Origin of the sequence: Streptomyces sp. NPDC005728 (assembly GCF_040630895.1) — a bacterium.
Classification (GTDB): Bacteria; Actinomycetota; Actinomycetes; order Streptomycetales; family Streptomycetaceae; genus Streptomyces.
Map to the genome: position 1 here is coordinate 21,464 of NZ_JBEXYL010000004.1, position 12,663 is coordinate 34,126.

The 12,663-nt window shown below is 69.7% G+C and carries 11 protein-coding genes; 7 read left to right on the forward strand and 4 right to left on the reverse strand.

Translation table 11 applies throughout. The annotated features are described in order from the left end of the window. Positions 1-271 precede the first annotated feature (271 nt). The 5 genes from ABZ471_RS04540 (at position 272) to ABZ471_RS04560 (ending at position 6,784) form a co-directional block, all read left to right on the forward strand. The gene (locus ABZ471_RS04540) at positions 272-799 is read left to right on the forward strand and encodes a hypothetical protein (protein ID WP_359062331.1); all 528 of its coding nucleotides are present in this window, start codon (positions 272-274) and stop codon (positions 797-799) included. Between the two features lie 74 nt (positions 800-873). Continuing rightward, complete coding sequence (locus tag ABZ471_RS04545; RefSeq protein WP_359062333.1) at positions 874-2,730, forward strand: ABC transporter ATP-binding protein; 1,857 nt, start codon at positions 874-876, stop codon at positions 2,728-2,730. Then, positions 2,727-4,511, forward strand: a complete 1,785-nt coding sequence (locus ABZ471_RS04550) for an ABC transporter ATP-binding protein (protein WP_359062335.1) — start codon at positions 2,727-2,729, stop codon at positions 4,509-4,511. The genes ABZ471_RS04545 and ABZ471_RS04550 overlap by 4 nt, the downstream gene beginning before the upstream one ends. A 51-nt stretch (positions 4,512-4,562) precedes the next feature. Next, positions 4,563-5,525 carry an NAD(P)/FAD-dependent oxidoreductase gene (locus ABZ471_RS04555; RefSeq protein WP_359062337.1) on the forward strand — a complete coding sequence of 321 codons (963 nt, stop codon included), beginning with the start codon at positions 4,563-4,565 and terminating at the stop codon, positions 5,523-5,525. After that, positions 5,522-6,784 carry an ATP-grasp domain-containing protein gene (locus ABZ471_RS04560; RefSeq protein WP_359062339.1) on the forward strand — a complete coding sequence of 421 codons (1,263 nt, stop codon included), beginning with the start codon at positions 5,522-5,524 and terminating at the stop codon, positions 6,782-6,784. Before ABZ471_RS04555 ends, ABZ471_RS04560 begins: the two co-directional genes overlap by 4 nt. Positions 6,785-6,857: 73 nt before the next feature. On the opposite strand, the gene ABZ471_RS04565 is transcribed toward ABZ471_RS04560, so the two are convergent. Both ABZ471_RS04565 and ABZ471_RS04570 read right to left on the reverse strand, forming a co-directional pair. Next, the gene (locus tag ABZ471_RS04565; RefSeq protein WP_359062340.1) at positions 6,858-7,922 is read right to left on the reverse strand and encodes an SIS domain-containing protein; all 1,065 of its coding nucleotides are present in this window, start codon (positions 7,920-7,922) and stop codon (positions 6,858-6,860) included. Further along, positions 7,919-8,740, reverse strand: a complete 822-nt coding sequence (locus ABZ471_RS04570; protein ID WP_359062342.1) for a BtpA/SgcQ family protein — start codon at positions 8,738-8,740, stop codon at positions 7,919-7,921. The genes ABZ471_RS04565 and ABZ471_RS04570 overlap by 4 nt, the downstream gene beginning before the upstream one ends. 25 nt (positions 8,741-8,765) lie before the next feature. Between ABZ471_RS04570 and ABZ471_RS04575 the strand changes: the two genes are divergently transcribed. Continuing rightward, the gene (locus ABZ471_RS04575) at positions 8,766-9,413 is read left to right on the forward strand and encodes a Type 1 glutamine amidotransferase-like domain-containing protein (protein ID WP_359062344.1); all 648 of its coding nucleotides are present in this window, start codon (positions 8,766-8,768) and stop codon (positions 9,411-9,413) included. 6 nt (positions 9,414-9,419) lie between these two features. Here the strand turns inward: ABZ471_RS04575 and ABZ471_RS04580 are convergent, their stop codons facing one another. After that, entirely contained in the window at positions 9,420-10,418 is a 999-nt protein-coding gene (locus tag ABZ471_RS04580) for an aldose epimerase family protein (RefSeq protein ID WP_359062346.1), read from the reverse strand. A 65-nt stretch (positions 10,419-10,483) separates the two neighbouring features. Between ABZ471_RS04580 and ABZ471_RS04585 the strand changes: the two genes are divergently transcribed. Continuing rightward, positions 10,484-11,440, forward strand: coding sequence for an LLM class flavin-dependent oxidoreductase (locus tag ABZ471_RS04585; protein WP_359062348.1), 957 nt, complete (start codon positions 10,484-10,486; stop codon positions 11,438-11,440). Here ABZ471_RS04585 and ABZ471_RS04590 read toward each other — a convergent pair. Then, on the reverse strand, positions 11,437-12,441 hold the full coding sequence (locus tag ABZ471_RS04590) for a 2OG-Fe(II) oxygenase family protein (protein WP_359062350.1): 1,005 nt from the start codon (positions 12,439-12,441) through the stop codon (positions 11,437-11,439). The genes ABZ471_RS04585 and ABZ471_RS04590 overlap by 4 nt on opposite strands. Positions 12,442-12,663: the final 222 nt, after the last annotated feature.

The following is a 12,663-nucleotide window of genomic DNA, read 5'->3' on the forward strand; positions in this document are numbered from 1 at the left end:
CCCGGCGGCAGGCAGCTGTGCGGCTCCGTGTGCGTGGACCTGAATGCCCAGGTGGGCGGGGGAGAACGCAACCGGTCCGCAACTGTACATGCGTACCTGGTCCCCGTCCGGCCCGGACGGCTCGAACACAGCCCGATGCCTGTTCCGCTGCTCCGTCATATGGCTGTTCCACTGTTCGACTGCGAACCGTCCGCAGTCGAACGCCGCCGGCCGCGTTCGCGGTATCGGCGAACATGGACAGTCTCTGGTCCCGTGGCCCATATTGAGCGCCATGACAAAGCAGGGCGCCGAGTTGTCCGATGGGTGGTCGATCGCTGCTGAAGCCGCTGAAGTACACGAACTGCTCTGCGCATCGGACGTCTTTATTGCAGCGACATACGGAACTCCGGTGCCGCAGCGAAACCGAGAGAGCACCGATGGGCTGGTGTCCGCGGAAGCCGTGCATCTTCTCCGGCAAGGCGGCGTGGCGACAGGCATGTTCACCCTGACGTGGGCACCGTCGTTCACCACCGGTACGGACATCTTCCCCGATACGGACAAGCCGATCTACATGCAGCGGATGGCCGTGCTCCCGGACCGGGTGACCGGCGGGGAATTGACGGGCCTGATGTGCGTGCGCCGGGCCATGGAAGTGGCGCTCGAATACGGGGCGACGGCCATTCGGGCTGAAACAAATCCTGATCTGACGAACACCCTGCTTCTCATCGAGCAATTCGGGTTCCGGCCCTATGGGCCCATCCTCGCCCACGGCGGCGTGCGCCGTATTTATCTCCAGAACGACCTCGAGATAACAGAGTAGCGATGGAACGATGCCGACCGAAGGCGGTTCGGGACGCTGCGGCCAGGCTGCAGGACCGTTGGCGTCTGGCGGGAATGCTCCGTGCGGCGGGTCTGCCGACCTTCGCCGCGCTGACCGTCGTGGACCTCTCGCTCGCGCTGCTCCCCACGGCCACGGGCCTGATGACGGGCACCCTGGTCTCTCGCCTCGTGTCCGATCCGGACGACGGACACACGCTCACCTTGCTGACCCTGGCCGTCGGCGCGCTGATCTTCGCCTCGCAGGCGTTCGAGTTCCTGCACTCGGCGCTGCGCGTCGTGGCGGCCCAACGGGTGAACGCCCACCAGCGGCTGCGGGTGGGCGACCTGGCGACCCGGTCCGACGGCATCGCGCGCCTGGAGGACCCGGCCACGCAGGACGATCTCGCGCTGGCGGTGATGAAAGGGCTTCCGAACTGGGTGTTCTACACCGTGGGCACGGGGGCGGCAGGCCAGCTCACGATCATGACCCGGACGGTCGGAGCCTGCGCTGCGGCAGGTGTGCTCGCGTTCTTCTCCTGGCCGCTGGCGCTGTGCATGCTGACGGTTTCGCTGTTCGTACGGGCCTCCACCCGCCGGCAGTGGATGAAGCAGCACGCCGAAGTCCGCGGGTGGGCGCCCGAGATGCGCCGGGAGGACTACTTCACCCAGGTCGCCGCAGCTCCGTGGGCCGCGAAGGAACTGCGCGTCTTCGGTCTCGCCGAATGGGCGATCGGCCGGTACCGCGAGGTCACCGGCGACAGGGTGGACGGAACGGCGTCGGTGCGCCGGGGTCTTCTGCTGCGACTGCGGTGGCACTTCGTGCTGCTCACCGTTGCCACGGCGGCCGGACTCGCCCAGCTCGGTCTCTCGGCGGCGTCCGGGCGGATTTCCGCCGGCCAACTCGCCGTCCACCTCGGGGCGTTCTGGGGCGTCCTCGCGGTCAGCCGCTGGGACACGGAGGCGTACGACGTGGAGTTCGCCGGTATGCCGGCGCTCCAGGCGGCCGACCGGCTTGCCGAGCGGTTCACGGCGCGGGACGGCTCGCCGGCCACGCCCGGCCCCGTGCAGCTGGCGCCCCGCGGTGCCGTGGGCGTGGAGGAGGCCACGGCCACCCCGCCGCCTCTGGTGCGGTTCGAAGCGGTGGACTTCCAGTACGACGGCACTGAACGCAGGACCCTGCGCGGCCTGGACCTCGAGATCAGGCCCGGAGAACTGCTGGCCCTGGTCGGCGTCAACGGTGCGGGGAAGACCACACTGACCAAGCTGCTGGCCGGGCTGTACCAGCCCACGGCGGGAGCGGTCACCGTTGACGGGGTGCCGCTGACGAAGGTGGATCCGGAAGCATGGCGACAGCAGATCACCGTCGTCTTCCAGGATTTCACGCGCTACGAGATGTCCCTGCGGGACAACGTGGTCCAGGGCGCACCCGGGTACCCCGCGCCGGCCCGGCTGCTGGAGGACATCGCGGACCGGGCGGGCATCACCGACCTGGTCGAACGAGCCCCTCTGGGCTGGGACACGCCGCTGGCGCGCGGGTACACGAACGGCATCGACCTCTCCGGCGGACAGTGGCAGCGTGTCGCGCTGGCAAGGGCGCTGTACGCGACCGCGTGCGGTGCCCGGCTGCTCGTCCTCGACGAGCCGACCGCGCACCTCGACGTCCGGGCCGAACTCGACGTCTTCTCCCGGGTGATGAAACACGCCACGGAAGCGAGCGTCCTGCTGATCTCCCATCGGCTGTCCACCGTACGCAGGGCGGACCGGATCGCCGTGCTCGACGGCGGTCGGGTGGTCGAGACGGGCACACATGACGAACTGCTGGCCCTCGACGGCCAGTACGCCGGCATGTTCCACCTGCAGGCTGCCCGGTTCGCCGCCGATGACGCACTGCCCGAGCCCGCCGATCGCGACAACGAGGTGACCTCCCCATGACCCGCGGACAGGCGCTGCGCCGGCTCTTCGGGCTCTCGTGGCAGCGGCACCGCAGCTGGGTCCTGGCGTTCGCCGTCCTCGCGGTGACCGACGTACTGGCCACCGGAGCCTTCGCGCTCACCTTGCGGATGCTGATCCAGAGCGCACTGCACGAGCACATGCAGGACGCGCTGATCGCCACGGCGGGCGCCGCGCTCAGCTACGCGGTGACGGTTGTCGGGGCCTCCGCCCGGCTGAACATCGTCAACCTGCTCGACGAGGCCATCGGGGTGGACCTGGACGAGCGGATCCTGGGTCTCATCGCCGGACTGGACGGCATCGAGCACCTCGAACGCCCCGAGTACGCGGACCGGATAGCAATGGTGCGCGGCAGCGGAGACGTCATCGCCCGGTGCGGATGGGTGCTTCTGGACGGCGTGACGATGCTGGTCAGGCTGTTCGTGGTGCTCGCCATCCTGGCGCTGACGGCCCCGGTACTGCTCGTCCTCGCGCTGCTGCTCGTACCGGCGCTGTGGTTGCCGCGCCGAGGGCAGCGCGGGATCCGGAAGGCGGCTGTCGCGGTCGCGCAGGACGTCCGGCAGGCGGAGCACATACAGGCCCTGCTGACCGAGGCGACGCCGAACATGGAGGTGCGGATCGCCGGGGCCGGGCCGCGGCTGCAGAACCACGGCCGGGACGTGTGGGACCGGATCATCCGCACACAGGCCCGCGCCCAGTGGGTGAGTGCCGGACTGGGCATCGCCGGGTGGGCGGTCTTCTCACTGGGATACGTGGCCGCCCTGCTGCTCATCGTGCGCGACGTGTCCTCCGGGCGGGCGCAGCCCGGTGACGTACTGCTGCTGGTCACTCTCACCAACACGCTCCGCGCCCAGGCCGAGGGCGTCGTACGGTCCTTGCAGCGCACGACCGACGGCATGAGTGCGCTGGACGCCTTCCTGTGGCTGGAGGACCACGCGGCGGCCCACCGCACGGGCGAGTCCGCGGCCCGCATGCCGGACCGGCTGACCGACGGCATCACGCTGGCCGGAGTGTCGTTCCGGTACCCGGGCACGGACACGTGGGTGCTCAAGGGGATCGACCTGCATCTGCCGGCCGGGTCGACCGTCGCGGTCGTGGGGGAGCACGGGGCGGGGAAGACCAGCCTCGTCAAGCTGCTGTCCAAGTTCTACGAACCGACGGAGGGCACCGTCCTCGTCGACGGCGTCCGGCTGGACGACATCCCCGCCGGGCACTGGTGGTCCCGTACGACCGCCAACTTCCAGGACTTCGCACGGTTCCTGTTCCTCGTGCGCGAGTCGGTCGGCGTGGGTGATCTCACCGCGGCCGACCAGCCCGACCGGCTGGCCCGGGCGATCGCGGACGGGGACGCGGAGGAGATCGTCGCCGGACTCCCGGACGGTCTGGACACCCAGCTCGGCCGTGTGTTCGACGGCGAGGAGCTGTCGACCGGCCAGTGGCAGCGGGTGGCCCTGAGCCGCGCCCACATGCGGACCGCACCGCTGCTGTGCGTCATCGACGAGCCGACCGCCTCCCTGGACGCGCGCAGCGAGTACGCGGTCTACCGGCGGCAGATGGCGCTGGCGAAGACCCTCGGCGAGCGTTGCGGAACGGTCACCCTGGTGGTCTCCCACCGGTTCTCCACCGTTCAGATGGCGGATCTGATCGTGGTCGTCGAGGGCGGCTCCGTGGCGGAGATGGGCGACCACGAGGAACTGATGGCGCTGGGCGGCGTGTACGCGGACCTGTTCCGCATGCAGGCAGCCGCCTTCCGGAACGGATGAACGGGCTGCGGGCTGTACCGGATCGCCCGCGCAGGCTACAGAAGGAGAATCGTGTCGTCCCCTCCCCATGATGTGGTGGTCATCGGCGCCGGAGCCGCGGGTCTGACCGCGTCGGTCATGCTCGCCCGCGCCAAGTTGCGGGTGCTGGTGGTGTCGACGGAGAACCGGCGCAACTCGTGCGTCGACGCGGTGCACAACGTGCCCTATGCGGAAGGGGTCCCGCCGGCGCAGCTGTACGGCACGATGGAGGAGACCGCCCGGGAGTACGGCGTCGATTTCGTGTGGGACGAGGTTCTCGAGGCCGAGGCGGGTGACGTCGGCGTGGCCGTGCGGACCCGTGGCGGTGGCCGTCATACGGCCGACCGTCTGCTGCTCGCGACCGGGCCGATCGACGAGCTGCCCTCCTGGCTGCCCGAGGGCGTCTGGGGCAAGACCGCCTTCGAATGCCCCTTCTGCCATACCCACGAGCACGACGGAAAGCCGTTCGCGTCGGTCGGCACGGGACTGGAGGCCATTGGTATGGCCCTGATGTCCGTCCAGTACGCGACGACCATGACCGCCGTCGTCTCGGACGAGAACGCCGCCGGGACCCCCATGGCGGAGCGGCTGCGCCAGGCCGGCGGAACCGTCCTCGTCGACGAGGTCACCGGGGCCGATCGGGATGCGGAAGGCTCGATGACCTTGTACACCAAGGGGGGTGCCGAGGTGGCTGCGGGGGCCTTGCTGATTCCCGGAGTGAAGAAGCACAACCTCCGCTTCGTTCCCCGACTCGGCCTGGAGCTGAACGAGAACGGCGGCATCGGCACGACGACGCTCGGCCAGACCTCGAATCCCCGCGTGTGGTGCGCCGGCAACGGATCCGGCAACGGGCCGTACTTCATGTGGACCGGGGCGGCCGCCAGCGGCATCAATGCGGCCCGCTCCATCTGCGAGGACATCGCGTTCGGTCCGCTCCTCGACTCGTACTGGGCCCAGGTGAAGAAGGCTCCCGGCGAACAGGGACAGAAAGCATGACGATGAACGTTCTGTTGGTGAGGTACAGCCCGTACTGGGCGGCTCCCGTGCTCGACCGCGACGACGTCACCCTCTACGTCGTGCACGAGCGGACCCCTCAGGGGCTCGGCGCCGACGCCCTGGCGCGCTTCGAGAAGGTCTACTACGTCTCCTCCTTCGACGCGCTCGAGGAGCTCAGCGCCGTCGCGGCGGACCTCATCAGTGAGGGCGTCGACATCGACAAGGTGATGTCCTCCAACGAGTTCAGCCAGTACGCGGCCGCCTACCTGGCCCACCTGCTCTCCGCGGACCAGCCCTCGACCTCCGTGGTGCTGGCCACGCGCGACAAGCGGCTGATGAAACGGCAGGCCCGTCAGGCGGGGCTGCACACCGCCCGCACCTGCTCCGTGCCGGACCCGGCGGCCCTCGTGGACGGCGGCGACGACGCCCTCGCGGAACTGGAGAGCTCCGTCGGCTACCCGGCTGTCGTCAAGCCCGCCAACGGCTGGGGCACCGTGTCCACGACGGTCGCCCGCGACCGCGAGGAACTCCGCGCCGCCCTCAAGGACTTCCGGTACGCGCCGGAGCTGCGCTCCCGGCACCTGCTGGCCGAGGAGTACATCGACGGCGAGGAGTTCCACGTCGACGCCGTCTGGCGGGACGGCGAGCCGTGGGTCTTCTGCGTCAGCCGCTACGTCACCCCGCCGCTGCAACTGCGCGAGGGTGCCGGCCCCGGCCTGTCGGTCCTGCTCGACGAGGACGACCACGCCGGCCTGTACGCAGAGGTCCGGGAACTGCACCGGCGGCTCAACGAACAGCTCGGCCTGACACGGGGCCCGACGCACCTGGAGTTCTTCCGCGAGTACGGCACGGGCCGGCTGGTGTTCTCCGAGATCGCCAGCCGCCTCGGCGGCCTCACCGTGGCACAACTGGTCGGAGCCGCCGTCGGCGTCGACGAGCGGGAGATCGCCGCGCACGAGCTGCTCGACGGCGCCCTCTCCGAACTGCCGCTCCGCAAGAGCCCGTTCCGGTACGTCGGCATGCTCAACATCACCCCGCTCCGCTCCGGCCGCGTGACCCGTATGCCGACCCGTGACGAACTGCTCGCCCACGACCACGTCCTCGACGTCTCCATCGGCCCCGGCGTCGGCTCGGAGGTGACACTGGGGCAGTCCTCCGCCAGCGTCTGCGTCATGGTCATCTACGGCGCCGACAGCGAGGACGCCCTGCTGAAGACCGGTACCGAACTGGCGGAAGCCCACCCGGTCGAGGTCGCGTAGCCCACCGGGCCTCCGGTGTCCGCCCAGGATCTGGGCGGACACCGGAGGCAGGCCGGGGCGGGTGCCCGTCGCCTCAGCGACCCGAGAACGGGACCCGGCCCAGTGCGTCCGCGAGCGCGGCACCGAACAGGCCCGCGAAGATGTGGTCGACCAGCGGGCTCCACTCCTCGCGCAGCCCGCCGTGCGTCGGCAGCACCCGATGCGCGACGCCTACGGCGGAGTCGTCGTGCCGGGCGACGGCGACGACCCGGCGCCCGATCTCCGTACCGCGTACGACCAGGTCGACGGCGCGAGAGTGACTGCGGCCGGGCGGGGCCAGCACGAGCAGCGGGCTGGTGCCGGGGAACGCGAAGCGCTCCACGTGCCACCACTCCTCCAGGTCCTGGGCGAACGCGGGCAGCGCGCACGCCTCCACCACCTTCGCCGCCGCGTACTTGGCGGTGCCCGCCTGGGGTCCGGTACCCGTCATCACCAGCGGGCCGGGATCCGCTGCCACCTCCTGGGCCAGCTCCAGACACGGTCCCTCCAGCGCCTCGGCGGTCGCCGCCACGGCGTCGGCGGCGGCGCGCAGCTCGTCCAGCAGCGGCTGCACGGGCTGCCGTGCGGCGCCGAGGCGCACGGCGACGACGAGAAGCGCGGTCAGACATGCCTGGTAGGTGAGGATGCCCGGCGACGCCTGCCTCGGGCCGGTCGGGGCGATCACACCGACGTCCGCCGCCCGTGTCACCGGACTGCCCTCCGACACGGTCACCGCGACGGTCGGCGAACCCCGGTGCGCGGCCTCCTCCAGCACCCGGGTCACGGCCCTGCTGCCGCCGGACGCGGAGATCCCGACGACCAGGGTGTCCCGCCCGTCGCCGCCGGGCCCGACCGCGCCGTAGTCGAGGAACCGCTGGGCGTTCAGCGGCTCGCAGGTGAGACCGGAGAAGCTCTCGAAGGCCAACTCCGCTGCCCGCGCCGCGTGATAGGAGTCCCCGTTGCCGGTGAGCACCACCCGGCGTATTCCGCGGGCTGCCCCGTCCAGCGGCCCGTCCGCGGTCGTCCGGGCGAGGTGGTCGACCACCTGGGTGAGCTCCGCTGCCAGGGACCGGGCCTGGCGCCGCATCTCCTCGGTCGTGTAAGCCTGGCGTGTGGTCACTCGGCGTCCTCCAGCGAGCGCAGGATGTCCATGTAGGCGGCGACCTTCTCCACCTGGATCCGGCCCTTCCAGCCGTTGAGGCAGGTGCTCACGAAGGCCCCGTCGGCGTGCGCCATGAGCCGCGCCGCATTCTCGTGGTCGGTGTGGCCCGCGAGGAAGACCGGCACGTCGGGTGCCGTCCGCCGGACCGCCGCGATGGTCCGGAGCGTCCGCTCCTCGTCCTTGCTGCCCAGGCACACCACGTCCGCGCCGACGAAAGCGGCCTGACGGGCTATCGACTCCGTCGGTACGCCGCCGCCGAGCCACTGGAAGTGCATCGAGTCCACGTCGGCGATGACCTGGACGTCCCACGCGTCGATCTTCCGCCGGTACTCCATCACGTCGAGCGGGTCCGCCTGTACCAGGCCGTGGGTGCTGACGGTGGCGCCCACGATCGCGGTCGCCCGCACGAAGTCGCCCCCGCAGACCTTCGCCACCGCGAGCGACGCCTTCGTGGCGTGCCGCATGAGTTGCACCCCGATCCGGAAGCCGTCGCCGGTGGCCTCCCGGGCCGCCCGGGTGATCACGCTCATCGCGGCGGTCCGGGCCGGGTCGGACTCGTCGCGGGTGGTGTAGACGCGGTCGACGGTCTGCAGGAGGGCGCCGTGCGCGCCGCCCTGGTACAGCGCCCGCACGGACGCCACGGCGTCGTCGAGGATCCGGTCGAAGGACCCGGCCTCGTGGAAGGGAGTGCCGGGTAGCGGATCGAGGTGGACGACACCGAGGCACACCTTGCCCGGCCGGCCGCCTGCCGCCCCATGTTTCTCAACCTGACTCAAGGGATCACCTCGTATACTGCGCGTTATGCGTCTTTATCTTTCTTCTTTTCGCATCGGGAATCGGCCCGAGGAGCTGCAGCGCCTGCTCGACGGGCGCACGCGCACGGCGCTCGTGATGAATGCCTATGACTTCCAGGACGCGGACTCCAGGGACGCCTCCCTGGAGCGAGAGGTCACGGAACTGCAATCGGTGGGGCTGGCTCCGGAGGAACTCGACCTCCGCGACTATTTCAGTGGTGGCCGTTCGCTCCGGAAAACTCTGGAAAACTTCGATCTGGTGTATGTGCGGGGCGGAAACACATTCGTCCTGCGCCGTGCTCTCCTGCACAGCGGCGCCGACGAGCTGCTCCAGGAGTTCCTGGCCGCCGACGCCCTGGTCCTCGGCGGCTACAGCGCTGCCGCGGCCGTCGCAGGCACCACCCTGCGCGGCATCGCCGGCCACGTGGACGACCCGGACCACGTTCCCGCGGGCTACCCCGCGGGCTCTCCGCTGTGGGACGGGCTCGGCCTGCTGCCCTTCGCGGTCGCACCGCACTACCGCTCCGACCACCCCGAGACAGACGAGATCGAGCACACCGTCCAGTACTACATCGACCATCACGAGCCGTTCGTGGCGCTGCGGGACGGTCAGGCGATCGTCGTCGACGGCGGCGACGTACGGATCGTCGGCTGACCGGCTCTAGAGAGCGACCGAGAAACGGTAGATCGTGCTCTCGGTGCGCGTCTCGCCCGGGTCCAGCCGCGCCGACGGGTAGTCGGGGCGGTTGGGTGCGTCCGGGAAACAGCCCGGTTCCATGGCCAGGCCGGCCCGCGGGGTGAGCATCTTGTCACCCGAGTACACGCCCATCCCCGGCCCCTCGGTGCGGACCTCCAGCAGCCTGCCGCTGCCCGGATCGTGCAGTTGCGCAGCCCACAGCCAGGGGTCGTCGAGCACGAAGAAGTTGTCGAGCTCGTCGTCCCCGATCCCGCGCGCGCTCTGGTAGTCCAGCCGCGTCCCCCGGATGTCCGCGGGCGGTCCGGCGAGCGGCATCTGCTCGTCGTCGAAGAGCACGCTGCTGCTCGAGTTGATCGCCAGCTGGTGCCCGTCGATCGTGCCGTGCCCGGCCAGATTCCAGAAGGCGTGGTTGGTGAGGCCGAAGACGGTCGGAGCCGTCGCCGTACCACTGAACTCGATGGTCAGCCCGGCCTCACGGTCGACCCGGTAGACCGTCTCCGCCGTGACCGCGCCGGGGTAGCCCTGGTCGCCGTCGGGGCTGTCCAGCCGCAGCCGCAGCACCAGGTCGTCGCCGTCACGGCCCGCCTCGGCCGCCCACACCCTTCGGTCGAAGCCTTCGCCGCCGCCGTGCACATGGTGCGGCCCCTCGTTGCGCGCGAGCTGGTGCGGCACACCGTCGAGGACCATCCGGCCGTCCCGGACACAGCGGCAGTACCGCCCCACCGTCGCCCCGACGTACGCATTGCGCCCGCGGTCCTCGTAGTCGCCGAGCCGGGGCAGTCGTACGACCACGTTGTCGGTCCGGTTGTCCCGGCCGGGCGTGCGGACCTCGACCAGGGTGGCGCCGTAGGTCCAGACGGTGATCGCCAGATCGTCGCCGTTGTCGAGGGTGTACGCGTCGACCGGCAGGTCGGATCCTTGCGGGGTGTTCGTCCGTCCGACGAGCTGTCTCTGGATTTTCAAGGTTCCCTCCACGGAATATATTGCCGCACACGATGTTCAGCGAGAGCCTCGGGAGCGCTCGGCGTATGCGTATATACGGAGATGCAATCCGGTTCGGAATTCATTCCGGACAGCAGTACACGTCCTTTTCGGAAATGGTCGACCTGTGGCAACGGGTAGAGGAAATGAGGTACGACTGGATTTCCTGTTTCGACCATTTCCGCCCGCCCATCGGCGGCCCCGGCGGCCCCTGTTTCGAGGGCACCACGCTGCTGTCCGCGCTGGCCGCGCGCACCAGTCGTATCCGCTGCGCCATGCTCGTCTCGGCGGTCACCTGGCGGCATCCCGCGGTGGCTGCGGCCGCCGCCGCCACCATCGACCATGTGTCCGGCGGGCGTCTGGAGTTCGGCATCGGCGCCGCCGGTGACGACCTCGGCTACGAGCAGTACGGCATCCCCTTCCCGCCGGCCGGACAGCGGCTGGACATGCTGGACGAAGCGTGCCGGGTGCTGCGCGGGCTGTGGGACGAGGAAAGGACGGACTTCGAGGGGAAGCACTTCAGGCTCTCCGCCGCGCACCTGGAGCCCAAACCGGTGCAGCAGCGGCTTCCCCTCGTCATAGGCGGCGAGGGCGTGCGGCGGATGCTGGGCATCGTCGCCGAGCACGCCGACATCTGGAACACGCTCGTGGCCGAACCGGAGACTTATCGGCGCAGGCTCGGTGCGCTGGCCGACCATGCCGCCGCCGTGGGCCGGGACCCGGGCGAGATCCGGCAGTCGATGACCTTCCGGGCCATCCTCGGCGAGGACCGGCAGCAAGTCGAAGAGCAGAGAAGGGCCGTGGCCCGGATCCTGCCCCCGGACTCGCCGTTGTGGTCGGAGTACCTGGTGTTCGGCACTCCCGAGGAGTGCGTGGAGCGGCTGAAGCCCTATCTTGAACTCGGTGTGCGGGACTTCCTGCTGGGCTCCCGGCCTCCCCTGGACTGGCGGACCATCGAGCTGTTCGCGACCGAGGTGATCCCCGCACTGCGCACCGGGGGCTAGGGCCGGGTGGGCACTCGGCCACCGTCCGCTCCTGCGCCGGCCGCCCGATCGCCGTCGTCCGCCTGCCCGCCCGGTGCCGGGCGCCAGCCCATCCTGCGCAGGTCGTCGATCCGCTTGCGCAGGAAGGAGGCCGCCGTGTACTGCTCGTTCAGCCGGATGCCGCCGGCCGGATGAAGGAACATCGGCATGGAGAAACGCGAGCGCCCGCCGTCCCCGCCGACGGGGAACCGCACCCGGTGCTCGGTGGCCCGGTAGTGCCCGCCGGTGATCTGCTCCAGCATTTCCCCGGCATTGATCACGAAGGCTCCGGCATCGCAGGGCACGTCGTGCCACTCGCCCGCGCTGTCGCGCACCTGCAGTCCTGGTTCCCGGGGGGCGGGCAGCACCGTGATCAGGTTCAGATCGGTATGGGACAGTCCGCGCAGGGAGTCCGGGGTCTCCTCGCCGGTCGCCGGGAGGTAGCGCTGGATCCGCAGGGTCGTGCTGAAGGAGCCCTCCAGCATGCGCGGCAGCGGCATGGCGAACCGGCGCGAGACACCGGCCGGCACGGCGTCGCCGAGCCAGCCGAGAAGCGTTGCCGCAAGGTGCCTGGCCTCGTCGAAGTACCGCAGCGCAGAATCCGACACTTCCTCCGGATAACTTCCGTCGCGCATGACCTGAAAGAATTCTTTACGGTCGAGTTTCGGGGCGTCGGGTCCACCGCTCGCCGGCAGTGGAAAAAAACCGTCCTGGCCACCGGAATTCGCGTACTTCCACTTGGCGTCGGTGGCGAAGAATCTCGCCCATTCCTCGTGGATCTGTTCGGGCAGACCCATCGCGGCCAGCGGATGGCTGACGACGACGCCGAAACCGGTCGCATGCATGGACGCGGCGAACTCGGCCGGTGCGTGCGGGTTGGTGTAGTCAATGGTCGCTACGTGCATGGCCTCCAACTCTCCCCAAAGGTCCGGCCTGCAGATCTTGATGCCAGACGGTAAGCCACGTGTCGCGTTTGAGTCCACAGCTGCTGCTTTCGGCTGTTCGAGCGAACACCCGGCCCTCGTTGTGATTCCCGGAAATGGCCCATACGCTTTCTGGCCGGTCCAGTAAGAGGTGATTCGTTTTCGAGGCTGTGGAGGCTTTCCTGTGACTCGTTCAGACTCCCTAAACGACAGGGAATTTTTTGATTACGTGTGTAGTCGCATCCGGTGGGCCGCAGGCGTGAGCCGCCGCATCGTCGGGGT

What these genes read in the sequence shown, in the direction of transcription:
- ABZ471_RS04540 (WP_359062331.1), top strand. Translation starts at nt 272, where the DNA reads ATGACAAAGCAGGGCGCCGAGTTGTCCGATGGGTGGTCGATCGCTGCT.
- ABZ471_RS04545 (WP_359062333.1), top strand. Translation starts at nt 874, where the DNA reads ATGCTCCGTGCGGCGGGTCTGCCGACCTTCGCCGCGCTGACCGTCGTG.
- ABZ471_RS04550 (WP_359062335.1), top strand. Translation starts at nt 2,727, where the DNA reads ATGACCCGCGGACAGGCGCTGCGCCGGCTCTTCGGGCTCTCGTGGCAG.
- ABZ471_RS04560 (WP_359062339.1), top strand. Translation starts at nt 5,522, where the DNA reads ATGACGATGAACGTTCTGTTGGTGAGGTACAGCCCGTACTGGGCGGCT.
- ABZ471_RS04575 (WP_359062344.1), top strand. Translation starts at nt 8,766, where the DNA reads ATGCGTCTTTATCTTTCTTCTTTTCGCATCGGGAATCGGCCCGAGGAG.
- ABZ471_RS04585 (WP_359062348.1), top strand. Translation starts at nt 10,484, where the DNA reads ATGCGTATATACGGAGATGCAATCCGGTTCGGAATTCATTCCGGACAG.